At 48.7% G+C, this 17,922-nt stretch carries 11 protein-coding genes; 4 read left to right on the top strand and 7 right to left on the bottom strand.

Going from position 1 to position 17,922, the window contains the following annotated elements; translation table 11 throughout:
- Positions 1 to 53: 53 nt before the first annotated feature.
- Together FH974_RS07360 and FH974_RS07365 are read left to right on the top strand one after the other, a co-directional pair.
- Positions 54 to 2,636, top strand: coding sequence for an ExeM/NucH family extracellular endonuclease (locus FH974_RS07360; RefSeq protein WP_207103628.1), 2,583 nt, complete (start codon positions 54 to 56; stop codon positions 2,634 to 2,636).
- A 404-nt stretch (positions 2,637 to 3,040) separates the two neighbouring features.
- On the top strand, positions 3,041 to 3,655 hold the full coding sequence (locus FH974_RS07365) for a hypothetical protein (RefSeq protein WP_146149693.1): 615 nt from the start codon (positions 3,041 to 3,043) through the stop codon (positions 3,653 to 3,655).
- Between the two features lie 218 nt (positions 3,656 to 3,873).
- Here the strand turns inward: FH974_RS07365 and FH974_RS07370 are convergent, their stop codons facing one another.
- The 5 genes from FH974_RS07370 to FH974_RS07390 form a co-directional block, all read right to left on the bottom strand.
- Positions 3,874 to 5,856 (bottom strand): bifunctional metallophosphatase/5'-nucleotidase, encoded by a 1,983-nt coding sequence (locus FH974_RS07370; protein WP_047885370.1) that lies wholly within the window; start codon positions 5,854 to 5,856, stop codon positions 3,874 to 3,876.
- 480 nt (positions 5,857 to 6,336) lie between these two features.
- Entirely contained in the window at positions 6,337 to 7,821 is a 1,485-nt protein-coding gene (locus FH974_RS07375; RefSeq protein WP_207103629.1) for an alanine/glycine:cation symporter family protein, read from the bottom strand.
- A 1,098-nt stretch (positions 7,822 to 8,919) separates the two neighbouring features.
- Positions 8,920 to 10,608, bottom strand: a complete 1,689-nt coding sequence (locus FH974_RS07380; protein ID WP_047885372.1) for an NAD-dependent malic enzyme — start codon at positions 10,606 to 10,608, stop codon at positions 8,920 to 8,922.
- Positions 10,609 to 11,073: 465 nt separating this feature from the next.
- Complete coding sequence (locus FH974_RS07385) at positions 11,074 to 11,970, bottom strand: 1,4-dihydroxy-2-naphthoyl-CoA synthase (RefSeq protein ID WP_047885373.1); 897 nt, start codon at positions 11,968 to 11,970, stop codon at positions 11,074 to 11,076.
- 213 nt (positions 11,971 to 12,183) lie between these two features.
- On the bottom strand, positions 12,184 to 13,182 hold the full coding sequence (locus FH974_RS07390; RefSeq protein ID WP_242551863.1) for an NADP-dependent oxidoreductase: 999 nt from the start codon (positions 13,180 to 13,182) through the stop codon (positions 12,184 to 12,186).
- Between the two features lie 364 nt (positions 13,183 to 13,546).
- Here FH974_RS07390 and FH974_RS07395 point away from each other — a divergent pair, with 364 nt between their 5' ends.
- Both FH974_RS07395 and FH974_RS07400 read left to right on the top strand, forming a co-directional pair.
- Positions 13,547 to 13,975 (top strand): MarR family winged helix-turn-helix transcriptional regulator, encoded by a 429-nt coding sequence (locus FH974_RS07395; protein ID WP_047885374.1) that lies wholly within the window; start codon positions 13,547 to 13,549, stop codon positions 13,973 to 13,975.
- A 25-nt stretch (positions 13,976 to 14,000) separates the two neighbouring features.
- Positions 14,001 to 16,379, top strand: coding sequence for a helicase-related protein (locus FH974_RS07400; RefSeq protein ID WP_047885454.1), 2,379 nt, complete (start codon positions 14,001 to 14,003; stop codon positions 16,377 to 16,379).
- Positions 16,380 to 16,469: 90 nt separating this feature from the next.
- Here FH974_RS07400 and FH974_RS07405 read toward each other — a convergent pair whose 3' ends face one another.
- Together FH974_RS07405 and FH974_RS07410 are read right to left on the bottom strand one after the other, a co-directional pair.
- Positions 16,470 to 16,928 carry a tellurite resistance TerB family protein gene (locus tag FH974_RS07405; protein WP_047885375.1) on the bottom strand — a complete coding sequence of 153 codons (459 nt, stop codon included), beginning with the start codon at positions 16,926 to 16,928 and terminating at the stop codon, positions 16,470 to 16,472.
- Between the two features lie 404 nt (positions 16,929 to 17,332).
- Complete coding sequence (locus FH974_RS07410; RefSeq protein ID WP_047885376.1) at positions 17,333 to 17,866, bottom strand: LA_2272 family surface repeat-containing protein; 534 nt, start codon at positions 17,864 to 17,866, stop codon at positions 17,333 to 17,335.
- Positions 17,867 to 17,922 lie beyond the last annotated feature (56 nt).

Here is a 17,922-nt window from a genome sequence, read left to right on the forward strand (position 1 = left end):
TGGCTTCATATGTTAAGCCTAGGATGCTTTTGTATTTTTTAACGGAGTAAAAGATGAGACCTTTAAAACCATTAAGCGGTGCGATTGCACTTGCATTAATGAGTGCGCCGGTGTCGGCACAGCTTATGATTACGGAATATGTCGAGGGTTCCGGTAATAATAAAGCCATTGAACTGACCAACCTGTCAGCGGCAGAGATTAACCTTTCTGACTACAGTCTACAGCTTGCCGTGAACGGGTCAGACACTTTCAGAGCGCCAATCAGCCTGCAACCGGTAACACTGGCTGAAGGCGAGAGTTATGTGGTTTACCACAGCAGTGCGTCGGCAGAGCTAAAAGCGGCCGGGCATTTTGGTACCAGCCAACTGGCATTCAACGGCGACGACGTAGTGGCGTTGTTTGAAAACGGTACACTGATTGACAGTCTGGGCCAGTTGGGCAAGTCGATCAGCTTCGGTAAAGACGTCACATTGCGCCGTGATCCTTCAGTAACCACGGGGCGTACAGAGGTCGACAGCCCATTCGATGTTAATGACCAATGGGTTGTACTGGCAAAAGACACCTTTGACGGGCTGGGATGCCGCGGGCTGGACGCTTGCGAAGCAGAGCCGCCGGTTGTGTTCCAGTGTCAGCCAGATAAAGCGGTGCCGGTGTACGCAGTACAGGGAAGTGGCAATCGCAGCCCGTTAGTGCCCGACGGCCGTTTTGACAGTGAGGAAACTTACTTTGTGCAGGGCATTGTTACCGCTCGTGGCGAAAGCTTGTACAAAGGTTTCTACCTGCAGGATGCCCAGGGCGATGGGGATGAAGCCACCTCTGACGGCATTTTCGTTTATCTGGGCGGCAACCCGGCTCCGGCTGAGATTCAGCCCGGCGCGGAAGTGTGCGTCGAAGCGAAGGTGAAAGAGTATTACGGGAACACCCAACTGGACGTACAGGACAATGCATATGCTGTGCTGGGAGAGGGTTACCCGATTCCGTCTCCGGTGCGTTTTCGTGTTCGAGAAGGCGAAACACTGCATGACGCGCTGGAGCGCCATGAAGGAATGCAGGTTCTGCTGGATCAGGACAGTCCGCTGGTAGTGACCCGTAACTTCAGTTTTGATTACGGGTCATACCGTAACAACATGATGCTGGCTCATAATACACCGCTGTACAACCCGACCCACTGGTATGCGGCGGAAACGCAAGAAGCTCTGCAAATGGCGGCGGACAATGCGGTCAGCCGGGTGTATCTGGAATCTGACTTCAAAGCAGCGGACGGTGTACTGCCATGGTTTAATAATTTCAATCCGGAAACGGGCTATCTGCGAATCGGTGATCAGCTGACGGGGCTGACGGCAATGGTAGGTTACAGCTATGGTGAGTACCGTCTGGTTGCAACGAATCACATTACCAGCGGCGATTTGCTGCGCACCACAGCCAACGAGCGAAACGATGAACCACAGACGGCAGACGTCAACGGCCTGAAAGTCGCTGGCTTCAATGTCTTGAACTATTTCAACTCTTTTGCTGAATCAGGAAATCCGAACGCAACCTGTACGGAAGCCGTGGTTGCACCTGGTGCGAAATGCTATCGCGGAGCACCGACAACTGAAGAGTTTGCGATGCAACAGGCGAAATTGGTTAATGCCATTATTGCAATGGATGCCGATATCGTCACGCTGATGGAGCTGGAGAATAACGGCTTTGACGAAAACAGTGCGCTGCAATCATTGATTCAGGCGCTAAATGATGCGCAGCCAAACAAGAAAGATCATTATCGCTCGGTGAAAGTCCGTAAGTCAGATCTGACGTTTAAAGATGCGCCGGGATTTGAAAACGTTGCCTATTTCGGTGAAGATGCCATCAAAGTTGGCATTATTTACCGTCATCATAAGGTGAAGGCGAAAAATCATGCCCGTCAGATTCAGATGCCTGAACAGCATGCTCCGCTGAATGATGGTGCTACTAAGAGTGCTTATCAGCGTCACGCGATGATGCAGCGCTTTAATATTCCGGGTGCGAAAGATGACCTGACTGTGATTGTGAACCACTTTAAATCTAAGGGTTCCAGCTGTTGGGAAGATGACACGCAGTTTGCTGAAAAAGAAGATGTACAGGGTAGCTGTAATAACTTCCGGGTTTCTGCAGCAAAAGTGCTGGGCGAAGAAATTCGTCACCTGAACGGAGACGTGCTGGTAATGGGGGATCTGAACTCATACGGAATGGAGGATCCGATCCTGACGCTGACCAGCTTCGATCCTGAAGATCGTGGTGGCAAAATTTATACCGCGTCGCACACAACACTGGGCGGCAAAGAGTATGAAGCGCAAGGGCAGTTGATTGAACGCGGCTATGGCCTGATTAACCTGAAGCATAAAACGGATTACAGTTACAGCTTTGAAGGTGAACTGGGTAGCCTGGATCACGCTCTGGTTACCCCATCGTTGGCGAAGAAAGTGGCAGCGGTCGAAGCATGGCACATTAATGCCCCTGAGAGTAACCTGTTTGAGTACGGCAAGAAGTACACGGGTGAGTTAGAAAAATCTGACAATATCTATTCTTCTTCAGACCACGATCCTATCATTGTGACGCTGGATTACGGCAAACGTGCTCAATGGCCGGGAAAAGGGCATGGTAAAGTCCAGCACTGATAGCCCTTAGCAAACCGGGCGATGGGTAAAACGTGCTACAGGTAATTTGAGCAAAGTAGAACGCAAACAGCCAGCATTATGCTGGCTGTTTTTTTATTGAACATGGGAGTTGTACTGACGATTCCTTCCACAAAGGCCGTAGAACAGAGACCGGGATGATTTGTCTTCATTGGCATGGTGTAATCCCCATCTTCTGCTGACTCACTCACATCTCGGATGAAAAACCTCTTGATGTTTATATTCTCATCTAAACTTGCCTTATATCACGGGCTTACATAATTTTATCGCCGTAAATGTGACGTCGATCTGCTATTAATTTGACGCTTCACGCACTCTGTTATCAATTGTGTTGCATAATGTGGTGCGAAGTCACTATCTCATTAATAACGACAGGGATGCCAAGAATGAATACATTTGTCCGACCCTTGGTAGGGATGCTATTGGGTTCGACATTTTTTATCGCGACAGCCAGTGCCAATGCACTGGTTGGCGAAATGTATGACTATGAGAGTATTGGCCGTTCGTTCAGCCATCAGTTTGATAAGATTCTGAAGTTCGAATCTCGGCTGAATGCGATAAAAAGCAACAAAGTGGCTTTTCTGGATCAGCAGCAAATTGATCGGGTGAACCGGGTGCTGAGGCACATTCGGCAACTCAAGCAAGTTCACAACAAACTGCATAAAGGTAACTATTACTCTGTGGGCAGAGAAATTGTTGATGCCTCGCTGGGTAACCCGAACTGTGAAGTGCACACTATTGCGCTGGCAGCGGCAAAGACGATTCAGGTGTCCTGTACCGGATTAGGTTACGACATTGAGAGTGATACCTACTATTCCGAATATGCCTATTCAGATTTCTTTATGACCGAGAAACAGGGCAGTGGACGGGTAGTCGTAACATCCTTTATTGACGGGCGACTATCTCATCTGGAAGAGCAGATCATCGCCGTTGATGATGAAATGGCGCGGGTTTATGCCCCATATCTGCATGATAAGCAGCGGACATACAAAACGCCCTGAGTGAATCTGGCAGGCGTCAGTTAAAAAGAAAGGCTTTCAGATGATGAAAGCCTTTTTTCTTTGGGCGCTATTAGGAATCAGCTCAACAGAGTTGCCTATGCGACAAGTCTTATAAGCTAATTCAAGCGGTTATTCAGTCACTTCCGCATGACTGATTATTGACAAGGAGTCTGTAATCAGAAGCTTGGTAAAAAGCGCCGTGGAATAAACGACTAATCTTAAAGCGCGCGATTCAGGGTGACCACTTCGTAGCTCAGTGGCGTCAAAACTGGTTTCTTATCTGCAATGTAGTCGATCACTGCCTGGGCGTCGGTATTACAACGGGTATTAGCGGCCTTGCAATCTGGCCCCTGAGTGGCGTAATGCACGTTGTACTTACCGTTTACCGCCTCAATGCGCTGCACTTTAAAGCCTGTCAGCTTACCGTCGACATATGCCAGATCCACCCGGCCTGACTGGTGTTGTTGTGCCGTAAACAGTGGCGTCCAGCCATCATTGCCGCTGGCATTGTAATTATTGATCGCCACATTGTAGGTTTGGTCCGGATTAATGGCTTGCCAGATCGGTTGATCCTCTGTACCTGTCATGACTTCGATATAATCAACGCGCCCCGCTTTATGCGGCACAGTTTCGGTGAACTGGTAACGAAGATGACCGCCATATGGGAATTTGCCTGCGTGTGAGCCTTCTGGCAGCGTGGCCGTAACGGCACCTTCAATCAGGGTTACCACGTCTTTACCTTTGATTGGTACGACAGACATGAAGTTTGAAAATGGCAGCATTTCAAGTGAGACGTTGCCTTCGCGATATTCACCGGCATCAAAGTTTGTACGGATACCGCCAGCACCAATCAGGGCAAAATCCACTTTCATACCGGTGACGGCCTGAACGGCTGGAAGATTAGCCCAGTAGTATTGACCTTCGGCAATCAGAGGCGCGACATCAGAGCCGTGCTTATCCGTGCCTTTATCACCCGGACGACGCTCGTGTTTGATTTCTTCCGGTACGCGGGAAATCACTTTGCCATATGCTTGCTCAACCGCAGGCTTGTACTTGCTGTCGATCAACTGACGCATTGCCGCTGCTTCTGCAGCGATAACAAGGTTATCTTCACCTTCAATAAAGGTTTTGACCGTGTCAGCCTCTGTTGCACTGAACTGGCTGGTGGTTTCACGCAAAGGCGAGTGGAAGTAGGTGTCATTACTGAGCAGGGTGTTATGACCCTTGCAGCTAATCACATTGCCGTTGAGATCGAAACTGACGCTCAGCTGGCCGATAGCCTGTGCGTATTGTCCGGCCTGGACGACACAGGTTTTACTCTGGCCGTTCGGATTGTTAACCATCTGCGCATAGGTGCCACTGTGGTCGTGGCCGATGTTAGTGAAATCACCCAGCAGCGTGTGAGAGTGGCCACCAACAATCAGATCGATTCCGTTAACCTTTGCAGCCACGTCCAGATCTACCGCGTTGCCGATGTGGGTCAGGGCGATGATGTTGCGGATGCCTTTCTCATGCAGGAAATCAACCGTTGCCTGCGCAGAGGTCACCAGATCATGAAATTCGACTTTGCCGGTGTTAGGTGCCAGATTAGGCATATCATCAAGGGCTAAACCGAATACCGCAACCAGATTGGAATTTGCCGGCAGTTTATCCAGATCTGTCACAGGTGTTTTTTTGTAACCGTCATAAGCAAAGACGACAAAAGGTTTCAGATTCGTCTGGTCACGCAGGTCAGGATCCTGACTGGCATCCACATTGGCGGCCAGTACCGGGAAGTTGACCTCGCCGATGAAACGGTTAAGTTTGTCGTTGCTCAGGTCAAATTCATGGTTACCCAGCGCCATCGCATCCAGGCCCATTCGGCTGAGCAAATCGGCGTTCATCATCCCTTCATTCAGCTTGAAATAGCCGCTTCCCTGCCAGGCGTCACCTCCATGCAGAAACAGAAAACTCTGGTTATCAGACGCTGCTGCCTGACGGTATTGTTCTGCCATCGTTTGCAGGCGAGGGTATCCGCCAAATTCGTTGTAGACGCGTAACTCGTTGGCCATGAAACTCGATTTGACCGGATCAAAGTTAGAGTGGGTGTCGTTGATGTGTGCCACAGTCAACGAAAAAGGTGCATCCGATGGTGACTGGGTCTGACAACCGGCCAGAGCGAGAAGTACAGACAAAGAAATGAGAGGCTTTGAAAATGTCATTGTATTACCTATAGCGGCGGGTGTTACCTGAGTGACGGGGATGCCGGCATCAGATACCCACTTATTCTTCTGGTTGATTGCAAAATTTAGCGTCGAAAATGTAGCTAAATTCGCAAAATGCCTGAAATTTTGGCGATGGGACTATATCGGAGATGATTTGCTGCCGCAATCGGGGAATTGTCCTGACTTGTAAGGACATTTATCCGATAGTGAGTGTGCAGTGAGTACGCTGCGATTTAATCGTGAAAGAACTGAGTCCGGTCAGATTGCTTGAGAGCTTGAGAGCTTGAGAGCTTGAGAGCCTGAGAACGGTAGGGTGGAAAAAGAGAAGAGCGTGAGTAAAGGTAATGACTGTCAGAGGAGACAATCCCGGATAACAGATATCGCAAGCTTGAACAGGAGCTCAAAGTTTCATCGCTGTGGCTGGAATTAGCATAAAAAAGAGCCGGTGTGGTCGCCGGCTCATTAACGATGAATCTATTATTTGGTGCTGGTGACAGGCTCAGAGCCTTCCGGGTGCCATGCGCCATCCAGTTCTTCCAGCTCTGGGAATTTAGAGCGGTCAAACTCAGGCGTTTTGCCTTGCTTCAGCTGGGTTTCGTAGTCTTTGATAACTTTGATCGCCAGTTTAGACAAGAGTACCAGTGCAATGATATTGACCAGAGCCATCATACCCATCGAGGCATCTGCCAGGTTCCATACGACAGGCAGCGAAGCCACTGAGCCGAACATTACCATAGCCAGTACACACAGGCGGAAAATAAACAGGCCTTTCTTCGTGTTACCGTTCAGGAACATCACGTTGGTTTCAGCATAGCTGTAGTTCGCGATGATAGACGTGAAACAGAACAGAATAATTGCTGCCGCCATGAAGTAGGTTGTCCAGTCACCCAGCTCGCTGCTCAGTGCCTGTTGCAGCAGGCTGATACCGGTTGCTGCGTCAGGCTGGTTCATCACGCCACTAAGCATAATCATGGCAGCAGAAGCCGTACAGATAACTAGGGTATCAACAAACACACCCAGCATCTGAACAAAGCCCTGAGAAGCAGGGTGGTTTGGGTTTGGTGTCGCTGACGCTGCAACGTTGGCAGCAGAACCCATACCGGCTTCATTCGAGAACAGACCACGGGCAATACCGCTTTGCATCGCTTGTGCAACGGTGTAAGCAACACCACCGGCCGCCGCTTCCTGCCAGCCAAATGCGCTTTTCACGATAAGCATCAGAGCTGCTGGCAGTTCAGACAGGTTCATGATGACAATCAGCAGTGCAATTGCCAGGTAACCGATGGCCATCACAGGCACAATACGTGCTGATGCCGCCGCTACTTTACGCAGACCACCCATAATAAAGAAGGCAGAGAAAGCAACGATGATCATCCCCATGATTGTCTGGTCGAAACCAAATGAATGGCTCAGCGCATCCGTGATGGTGTTAGCCTGTACGGCATTGAACACCAGACCAAATGCAATGATCAGACAGATTGAGAACAGAGTACCCATCCAGCGTTGACCCAGGCCTTTTTCCATGTAGTAAGCCGGACCACCACGGTACTGACCGTCGATATCTTTGGTTTTGTAGATCTGAGCCAGTGTGGATTCGATAAAGGCAGTCGACATACCAAACAGGGCGATCAGCCACATCCAGAAGATCGCACCAGGGCCACCGGCCGCAAGGGCAACAGCCACACCGGCCATGTTACCTGTACCCACACGAGCTGCCATTGAAGTGCAGAAAACCTGATAAGAGCTGATACCGTTATCAACGTCTTTACCGCTTTTCAGAACACTGACCGCGTGACCAAATTGACGAATTTGAATGAAGCCCAGACGTAAAGTGAAGTAAACACCTACTGCAACCAGTAAGTAAACAAGGAGTTGGCCCCATAGTAATCCATTAACAGCACCAATAACGCCATTCAATGCGTCATTCAGCGAAGTTAAGAAAGATCCGTTCGTAACACTCATAGTAATTTCCTGTATATAACGCTTAGCAAATCGAACAATTCCCTAAGCAACTGGAACGTCCATTTATGTGACAGTTCATGAATACGATTCTGAATTTATATTTTTTATTGCTTGCGAAATTGAAGCACTGTGCAACTTGGTGAAGTTACATTTATGAAACATAGAATCAGATGTTTCATCTTCAGACGGGACGCTAAGTTAGCATGAAATATCGAGATTTCAGCGTGATCTAAGTCACATTTTATGAACGGTTTTATGACACAAGTACAATATAAAACGTCGTTCAGTAATTTATTTTCTTTATATTCATAGAGTTAAAATTGTATAAATGGTTACTGAATGTGATCGTTTAAAACGTTGTTCATTATCAAATAATTTCGACTTTTACACCAATTTAACCTGACTTGTTAGGTTTTTTAACTTGTTTTGGGGCGGTGTTTGAGATGATTTCTTAACATATGAGAAGGTATTCAATAAGAAAGGGAACAATTAGTGAATAATTCCAGGTTTAAAAATGATTTGGTATGCAGGACTTATTGTAGTGTGAGAATGGTGCTCATAAGGAAAAGATAAACCGCCAGAGTATGGCGGCTAGATGGGTATTCAAAATGACGGTTTCTCAGGCGTTAATGCAGAAGCGGAGAAACGTAGTTCATTGTCACTTGGTATGAGGATGTCGTGTTGTTATCAAGGGATGATGGGCTAATGGGGTCGGTATGGAATTCATGGCCACAGACACAGATGTATTCCCCTGATTCTGAAACCAGGAACTCCTCATCTTGACCGCATTGACTGCAAACGGGCAACTCTTGCATTGCACTCTCCATTTATTGTTTTATTTGCCGTACGTCGTAACCGGCTTAGTTTCAACCAGTAGCATAAAGGCAGACAGGCTAACAGGGTAACAATGAAGCTAGATTCTTAGAGTAAGGGCTAAATTTACCGAATTGGCGGGAAATTGTGTTTGATATTGATTGCAGTATGATATATGGATTAAATTTTCTCAGTAAATTAAGTCACTTATAGTAAAAAAGCCCGCAAAAATGCGGGCTTTGGGAACAACGATTAAGTAATACCTGGCCGAATAATGGCTGGCGATCAGAAAGAGGTACGCTTGTAGCGACGGTATTCTGATTTCCAGAAGTTGTCGTTAATCTTCTCTTTAATTCGCTCGTCGGTATTTTTCGGTGCTTTACGCTGCTCGACAGCTTTCTTCGCAACAGCAAAGGCAATGTGGCGTGAAACATCCTGAATGTCTTCCAGTGGCGGCAGTAGCGGACCATTGCCGTTAATTGCCAATGGTGAGCACTCAGACAACGCACGGCTACTTTCCATCAGCATTTCATCCGTCACACGACGGGCGCCAACAGCCAGTACACCCAGACCGATACCCGGGAAGATGTAGCTGTTATTACACTGCGCGATAGGGTAGGTCTTACCGTTGAACACAACCGGTTCAAAAGGCGAACCTGTGGCTACCAGTGCTTTACCTTCAGTCCAGCGGATCAGGTCGGCAGGCGTTGCTTCTACGCGGCTGGTCGGGTTAGACAGTGGGAAGATAATTGGGCGCTCACAATGCTGATGCATTTCGCGGATAACTTCTTCACTGAACAGACCAGGTACGCCTGATACACCGATCAGAATCGTCGGGTGGGCATTGCGCATCACATCCAGCAGAGAAATGTTCGTGTCTTCTGTTTCCCACTCGTTAATGCTGGCACGTGGCTGAACCAGTTTCTTCTGGAAGTTAACCAGATTTGGCATATCGTCCAGTAGCAGACCCCAGCGGTCGACCATAAATACCTGGCTACGTGCTTGGGTATCGCTGATACCTTCAGAAACCATTTGCGCAATAATTGCTTCGGCAATACCGCAACCTGCTGAACCAGCACCAAGGAAAGCCACGCGTTGTTCAGACAGTTTGCTGCCTGCCGCTTTACAAGCAGCCAGCAGAGAGCCAACGGTCACAGCTGCGGTGCCCTGAATGTCATCGTTAAAGCAGCATACTTTGTCTTTGTAACGCTCAAGAAGTGGCATTGCGTTTTTCTGAGCGAAATCTTCGAACTGAATCAGAGCGTCAGGCCAACGGCGTTTTACCGCCTGTACGAAATCGTCAACAAACGTATCGTACTCTTTATCGGAGATACGCGTATGACGCCAGCCCATGTACATTGGATCAGATAAACGTTGTGGGTTATTGGTACCCACATCCAGCACTACCGGCAGGGTGTAAGCCGGGCTGATACCACCGCATGCGGTGTACAGAGACAGTTTACCGATTGGAATACCCATGCCACCGATACCCTGATCGCCCAGACCCAGAATACGCTCACCGTCTGTCACAACAATCACTTTCACGTTATGACGAGAAGCGTTGTTCAGCATGTCTTCGATGCGGTCACGGTTAGGGTAAGAGATGAACAGACCGCGGCCACGACGGTAGATATTAGAAAAGTTTTCACAAGCCGCGCCAACTGTCGGGGTGTAGATGATTGGCATCATCTCAGTAATGTGGGTCTCAACCAAACGGTAGAACAGAGTTTCGTTCGTATCCTGGATATTGCGCAGATAGATGTGCTTATCCATGTCATTTTCGAACTTCAGATACTGCTGATAAGCACGCTCTGCCTGTTCTTCGATCGTTTCGATCGCTTCCGGAAGCAGACCTTCCAGGTTAAAGAACATACGTTCTTCAACAGAGAATGCGCTTCCTTTATTAAGGAGGGGAGTTTCTAGTAACGCAGGGCCTGCGTAGGGGATGTAGAGAGGACGTTTATCGTTGTTCATGCAAAACACTCTGTTTCCTAAGGTGAGAGAAAAATGAAAATGACTTTTTTCATTTAGGGCCTAATCGTAGATCTACCGTGCTGATTATTCAAAGGGAATGCGCACATTTTTCGCGAATTTGATCATGTTTTTATGCATCTTTTTACAGGATTTAACACGGTAAAATGAATAATGTTTCATCTTTGTTTGTTTTGTTCTGATTTTGTTTTATATCTGTTTTGTTGTTGTTTTACAAAAATAATTATTCTGTGATCTTTGGGCGGGAAGTGGTGAAGGAAAAGGTCTGGTGTGAGATTAAACTCAATTGTGTGTGATTTATGTTCTTTTTGTTAAAATTTGGTAGATATGTTGTTTTTATTGTGTGTTTTGTATGTTTTGTTCACGTGTCTTTCATCGCAAGAACAGAAAAACATGCCCTGACGAATCCAGGGCATTGAATTTATTGAAATAAAACAATATGGCGAATTAATAATGCCAAGGGAAGCGGCTGAAGTCCTGATCGCGTTTTTCCAAAAAGGCGTCGCGGCCTTCCTGCGCTTCATCGGTCCCATATGCCAATCGTGTGGCTTCGCCGGCGAATAACTGCTGGCCAACTAAACCATCATCAGGCAGGTTGAAGCCGTATTTCAGCATGCGCATTGCTGTCGGTGACTTGCTGTTGATCTCTTTGGCCCAGCGCAGTGCTTCTTCTTCTAGCTCAAAGTGATCAACCACTTTATTTACCATGCCCATTTCGTAAGCTTCCTGGGCGCTGTAGTTAAAGCCACAGAAGAAAATCTCTCGGGCACGTTTCTGGCCAATCATTTTTGCCAGGTAAGCAGAGCCGTAGCCGGAGTCAAAAGAGGCAACGTCTGGATCAGTCTGTTTGAAAATGGCATGTTCTTTCGAAGCCAGTGTCAAATCACACACCACATGCAGACTATGGCCCCCACCCACGGCCCAGCCGGGCACGACAGCAATCACTACTTTAGGCATGAAGCGAATCATGCGCTGCACCTCAAGAATGTGCAGCCGTCCCATGCGGGCGACATCTGCCTTACCGGCTTCTTCACCTTCATATTTGTAGCCGTCTTTGCCACGAATACGCTGATCGCCACCCGACGAGAATGACCACTGACCTTTGTGTGACGGACCGTTACCGGTCAGCAATACGCAGCCAACATCAGACCATTGACGGGCGTGATCCAGTGCGGTGAACAGCTCATCGACTGTTTTCGGACGAAATGCATTCAGGCAGTCTGGACGGTTGATGGCGATGCGGACTGTGCCCTGGTTTTTGGCACGGTGATAAGTGATGTCTTCAAACTCAAAACCTGGGACTTCATCCCACAGTTCAGGGTTAAAAATTTCTTTGCGGGTCATGTGACGAGCCTCTTTGGTTAGATGTTTTAAGGCTAGGGAGTCAGGAATAAAAGTCAATGGGTTATGATCAATCACAACAGCAAAAGTAGGGGATTTTCATCTGAATGGACAAAAAAAAGCCCCCGACAGTGCCAACTGCCAGGGGAACATGGTTACTACCAGATAAAAAGAAGAAGCGAGATTTCAAATATCATGTAAAAAGCAGGCGGTTAATTAGATCTTAACCAGCATCTTGCCTTTATTCTTGCCTTCAAACAGACCAATGAAAGCATCAACCGCCTGATCCAGACCGTGGTAGACCGTTTCTTCCGAAGTGACTTTGCCTTCTTTCAGCCACTGGCCCATCTGCTCGACGAACTCACCGTACTGATCCCAGTAATCCATCACAATGTAACCTTGCAAAGTCAGTTTTTTGGTATTGATCAGTAGCAGATTGCTTGGTCCTGGTTGAGGTGTTTCAGCATTGTAGTCAGCAATCATGCCACACACAGGAATGCGGCCGTAAGGGTTCATCACATTCAATGCCGCTTCGAGATGTGCGCCGCCAACATTTTCGAAGTACACATCAATGCCTTCAGGCGCTGCGTCACGCAGAGCTTGAGTCAGATCATCAACCTTTTTGTAGTTGATGACGGCATCAACGCCCATGGCTTTGACCATGTCCGCTTTTTCATCAGACCCGACAGAACCGATGACTTTACAGCCATGCAGTTTCGCAATCTGGCATACCACACTGCCTACAGCGCCGGATGCAGCGGAAACGAACACGGTGTCTGTTGGTTTAAGCTGGGCAACTTTAAACAGACCGACCCAGCCGGTAAGACCCGGCATGCCAATCACACCCAGAAAATGTTGATCAGGCAGGCCAACCGCTGGCAGCAGAGTCAGATCACTGCCATCACTGATGAATGTTGTACGCCAGCCACTGATGTTGCTGACTTTTGCACCGACTGGGAATTGCGCATTCATCGATTCAATGACTTCACCAATGGCACCGCCTTCCAGCACTTCGTCAATCTGGAATGGGGGGATATAGGAATCTGAAACGATCATGCGGCCCCGCATATAAGGGTCAACGGACATCCAGGTATTTTTAACCAGTACTTCACCTTCCTGCAGAGCAGGCAATGTGACGTCTACCGTTTTAAAGTTCGCTTGCGAAGGCATGCCTGTCGGGCGTGAAGCAAGATGGATTTGTTGGCTGTTCATCATGTTCTTTCTCTCTTTGTTTCCTTGCCCTGTATTGGCTGCGCGTGTTGCGACATCAGGACACAGGGATATTGAAGGCACAATTTTTCAGATTCGATATGTATCAGACTTCATTTCTTGGTTTTCAAATAAGTCACCCGCAAATAATTTGCGCACAAATCATTTGTGGATAACTTACCCGGGTAGGAAAGAGAGTGCAAGATATTTTGCTCAAAAATAATTTGCTCGCAAACTATTTTGCCGAGGTGAAATTTGCTAACATCGTGACCTTGCTTAAGAAACATTGCATTAATCAACAATGCTTTTGTAAAAACAGCTTTTACAGACCCAGTTAATATCGGCTGGGCGTTCAAAAACGGATGAATACATGGCCCAGAAATTATCTGATAGTGTGTGTTTTGCGCTGTATACCGCGACGAACTCTCTGGTGAGAGCGTTTCGTCCCATTCTGGATGAGTATGATCTGACGTACCCACAGTACATTGTGATGCATTCGCTCTGGTGCCAGAATGACGTAAGTTTGAAAGAGCTGTCCAATGATACGCATCTGGATTCGGGCACTCTGACTCCAATTGTTAAGCGTCTGGAATCAAAGGGGTTGCTGACCCGGCGGGTTTCTGAGCTGGATGAGCGAAAAAAAGTGATTTCCTTAACGGCAAAAGGCAGTCAACTGCAAGATGAGGCGAACGAACTCACGGCTCAACTCGAGTCACGTTCCAGTATGACGGCAGAGAGCATTGAAGCACTCCGTCTGCTGTGCCTTGAGCTGGATGAAAACCTGCGCAAAAGCGATTAACCCTGATTTAACCGGCGTTTACTTCATGTTTGTTTCACTTCCTATTGATGATATCCAATCTGAATTTCTAGCCCGGGTTGAACAACAACACTTGGTTGTCGTCGCTGAAACCGGCTCGGGGAAATCAACCCGTCTGCCGGTATGGGCGGCACGGCGTGGTAAGGTGCTGGTTGTTGAGCCGCGGCGGGTTGCCTGTCGGTCTCTGGCTGAATTTGTTGCCGGTGAGCGACAAGAGCCGATTGGTCAGTCGGTGGGGTACGCGATTCGGTTTGAGAACCGTTTCAATGAGGCATCAGACATTGTTTTTGTGACTCCCGGTGTCGCCTTGCGCTGGCTCAGTGAAAATCAACTGGCGCAGTTTGCAACGATCATTATTGATGAGTTCCATGAACGACGCTGGGATACCGATCTTTTGCTGGCGATGCTGAAAGTGCAGAACCGTCACCGGCTTGTGGTGACTTCTGCAACGCTGGACAGTGAGCGTCTGACTGCCTATCTCGGTGGGATTTGCCTACGAGCGGAAGGCCGTCAGTTCCAGGTGACAGTGAATCATTTGGCTGATGATGCGCGTAATATGCCTGATATCCGCCATCTGGAAACGAAAATTCAGCAAACGGTACTGGCACATTACCGCCAGCACCAGGATATTCTGGTTTTTCTGCCGGGGCGAAAAGAAATTGCCCAATGTCAGTCTGCGTTACGACAGGCACTGGCAGCAGAGCTGGACTGCGGAGAAATAGATGTCATTCCTCTTCATGCGTCGGTTTCAGATGATGAGCGGCACAGGGCGCTGACCATTAGCCACAAACAGCGGGTTATTCTGGCGACCAATGTGGCTGAAACCTCGTTGACCATTCCCGGGGTCACCCTGATCATCGACAGCGGGCTGGAACGCCGGACGCATCAGCGAAATGGTCGTACCGTGCTGGGTTTGCATGCCATTTCCAAAGCCAGTGCGGAGCAGCGTAAAGGCCGGGCAGGGCGAGTGGCAGACGGAACGTGCCTGCGTTTGTACGGCAAAGCGGCACCGCTGGAAGCCATAACACCACCGGAATTGCACCGAGAAGAATTGGTGGAGCCGATGCTGGCGGCAGCCTGTAGCGGGTATGTGCTTGATAAGTTGCCGTTTGTTGATCCGGTGCCGGAAAAACCGATGCTACTGGCCCGGGAAAAGCTATTGCAAATGCAGGCCATCAATACGCAGGGGCTGGCAACCGACTACGGAAAAATTCTCTACCCGTTACCCATCGACACGCTTTTTGCCCATTTGATCAGCGCGATGCCGGATAAAGCCAGCCGGGAAGCGATGGTGGATGTGGCCGCCGCTCTGAGTGTGTATCAGAAAGTGTGGCAAATGCCCAATAGCGAAGAAAAGCGAGAGAAACTGTCGCAATGGGAACCGCAGCATTGCGACGCGATGGCGCTGATTAAGCTGCTTCGTCAGGATGTCCCGGACTGGTTGAATATTGATTCTGACGTGCTGACAGAAGCACGTCTGCTGTCGCAGCAGATTCGCGATGCACTGGCTCTGCCAGACCTTGACGTGGCCACCTCGGTAAAGCGTGAAGGGTGGCTGAAAGCGGTGATGAGCACTGCTCCGGAACTGGTGTTTATTCGCAGGGAGAAAAGGCGACAGGCTCTGGGGAACGGGTACGCGGAAGTGAATATCGGCAGGGATAGCCGATTCGCCGAAACAGCAGAAGCGGCGATTGTTTTTGATCAGTTTGCGTTGCCCGGTAAAGGTGTGAAGCAAAATCTGGTGTTGGCAACCTGTATGGCACCGGTTCCTTTATCCTGGCTGAATGAGCTCGGTTTTGGTGAATCGGCCTTTGGCCGGACGCAAGTGACCGACGATGGTTGTCTGGTTGAGCATCAACGCATTTATGCCGGCCGCGTTATCGACTCCTGCTGGCAGGCACCACAAGGTGTCTCTGCACGCGGCGCACTGCTAGATATGGTGCTGAACGGTACGCTTCTCGACGGGCTGGCGGAAAAGCTGCAAGCCGATATCCATCAGTGGAACCTGTATCTGGCTTTGGGGCGTTATCAAAGTGAAACCTGTCAGCGGGACAACGCCCCGGTTGAGATCCGTACGTGGTTAAATGAACAGTTGGAAGCGCTTGGGGTAGAATCGGCTGATGATCTGGATTTATTTTCCGGCGATGACTTTCATTTTGAGGGGATTCCGGCATGGGAGCGGGAGGATTTTGACAGCGAATTTCCGCAGTTTGTTAACCTGACCGATCTGAAAATGCATGTTGAATACCATCTGGCTAAAAAGCAGGTGGTGGCGGTTTACCAGTCCGGAAACCGCAAAGCCGATCCGAAACGCTGGGAGCTACCTCGCTGGCAAGGATGGAAAGTTCGCTATCGCAAAGCGAGCAGACTTATCGACATTAAATAACCCAATGAACTGACTGAAAAGATAAAGCGCGGTGACTGGTCGTATATCCAGTCATCGCGCTTTACTGTTTTAGCTGTTAGCTGTTAGCTGCTAGCTGTCAGTCGCTTCCTGCGCCGATAACTTGGCACGAATAAACGCTGAGTGATCAAGGTAAATCAGTTCTGCGACCTGACGAATGACGGCCTCTTCAATCGGGTCAGCTGTACCGTCGGCATAGGCGACCTGCCACATGGCTTCAATGAGGTCGTAGCGTTGTTCCTGAGAAAGTGACCGCAGGTTCGTAGTGAACTCAAACAGCGACACAGACAGATCGCTCTGCTTTTGTGCTTTTTCTAACAGTGCCCGCGCATTATCCTCACTGATATCCAGTAAATTCACCAGCAAATGCTCTTTTGCCCGGGCTTCTCGGTGATCTTCGACGTGATCAGCACTGGCGACTTCGCACAGCAAACTGGCGATAGCCAAATGCAGAGAGGGGGTGTCAGAAACGCCGCTGGCGTCGCCGTCATTCATGACCTGCTGAAACAGGGTACGCAACTTGTGTAACATGCTTGCCTCTGAACTGCTGAAAATGGAGCTGTATTGAGTGTGGCGTCTGATAATCAATTTAGCCACATAAATTATGACTGCCTCTGGCGAGATGAGTTCCTGAAAAGCGTGATGTTTTTCACGTTTTTCTTAGGCGATAAGTTTTCACGATTAGCTGTTACGAGTAGTTTTTACAAATAGCTTTCAGGGTTTGTTTTCAATATTTAAAAGAGGGCTGTCGATGGGGTATCGAATGGACAGCAGAGCCTGTCATCACAGGTAACGGCATCCGTAAACATGTTGGCTGCAGGCAAGGAAAAGTGCAGGCAGGGATTAATACAGAAAAAATCAACACAATAAACAGCATGAAAAACAGAGAGTCTCAAACTCCCTGTTTTTTTCATCGCTAGCGTGTCTTCGGGTTATCAGAAACGGGCGTTAATGATTGGGAATACCGGCAGATCTTTACTGATGAAGGTACCCGATTTGTCGTAGTTGATCAGACCAATCTGAATACCTTGGTTGATGCGGTCAGTGGCGTTGATAAAGCCAAGCTGCAGGCCGTTCAGGCTGCCTGCGTAGTTAAACGCACCAAATTGCAGACCGGTAAACTGGCCGCCAGTATAGTTAGCAAAACCGAAGTCAGCACCTTTCGCCGTGTTGTCGTTCCAGTTTGCCAGACCAAATTTCACACCTTTCGATGCGCCGGTAACACGTGTTGCACCAAACGCGATACCTACGCTCAAACCTGTGAAATTCTGTGATTCAGCCAAACCCAGAATAGGCAACTGAAGACCGGTCACAGAAGGCGTCTGACCGTAAAGCAGAGAAGCACGGAAACCCTGAACGTTACCATCTGGCAGGTTGTTGCCCGGAACAGACAGCTGAATTGGCTGTGCGGCAAAGGCTGGTGCAGCCATTGCGGCTGCCAGGGTAAAACCTAGTAGCGCTTTTTTCATAACAAAATTACCTTTTGGGTTAAATCAGGACAAAATTTTACTATTGGGATCAAATG

The organism is Photobacterium ganghwense, assembly GCF_017329545.1.
In the GTDB taxonomy this organism is placed as follows: domain Bacteria; phylum Pseudomonadota; class Gammaproteobacteria; order Enterobacterales; family Vibrionaceae; genus Photobacterium; species Photobacterium ganghwense.

Coding starts and splice junctions, on each gene's coding strand:
- FH974_RS07360 (WP_207103628.1), top strand. CDS start 54: ATGAGACCTTTAAAACCATTAAGCGGTGCGATTGCACTTGCATTAATG.
- FH974_RS07365 (WP_146149693.1), top strand. CDS start 3,041: ATGAATACATTTGTCCGACCCTTGGTAGGGATGCTATTGGGTTCGACA.
- FH974_RS07410 (WP_047885376.1), bottom strand. CDS start 17,866: ATGAAAAAAGCGCTACTAGGTTTTACCCTGGCAGCCGCAATGGCTGCA.
- FH974_RS07375 (WP_207103629.1), bottom strand. CDS start 7,821: ATGAGTGTTACGAACGGATCTTTCTTAACTTCGCTGAATGACGCATTG.
- FH974_RS07380 (WP_047885372.1), bottom strand. CDS start 10,608: ATGAACAACGATAAACGTCCTCTCTACATCCCCTACGCAGGCCCTGCG.
- FH974_RS07390 (WP_242551863.1), bottom strand. CDS start 13,182: ATGATGAACAGCCAACAAATCCATCTTGCTTCACGCCCGACAGGCATG.
- FH974_RS07400 (WP_047885454.1), top strand. CDS start 14,001: ATGTTTGTTTCACTTCCTATTGATGATATCCAATCTGAATTTCTAGCC.
- FH974_RS07385 (WP_047885373.1), bottom strand. CDS start 11,970: ATGACCCGCAAAGAAATTTTTAACCCTGAACTGTGGGATGAAGTCCCA.
- FH974_RS07395 (WP_047885374.1), top strand. CDS start 13,547: ATGGCCCAGAAATTATCTGATAGTGTGTGTTTTGCGCTGTATACCGCG.
- FH974_RS07370 (WP_047885370.1), bottom strand. CDS start 5,856: ATGACATTTTCAAAGCCTCTCATTTCTTTGTCTGTACTTCTCGCTCTG.
- FH974_RS07405 (WP_047885375.1), bottom strand. CDS start 16,928: ATGTTACACAAGTTGCGTACCCTGTTTCAGCAGGTCATGAATGACGGC.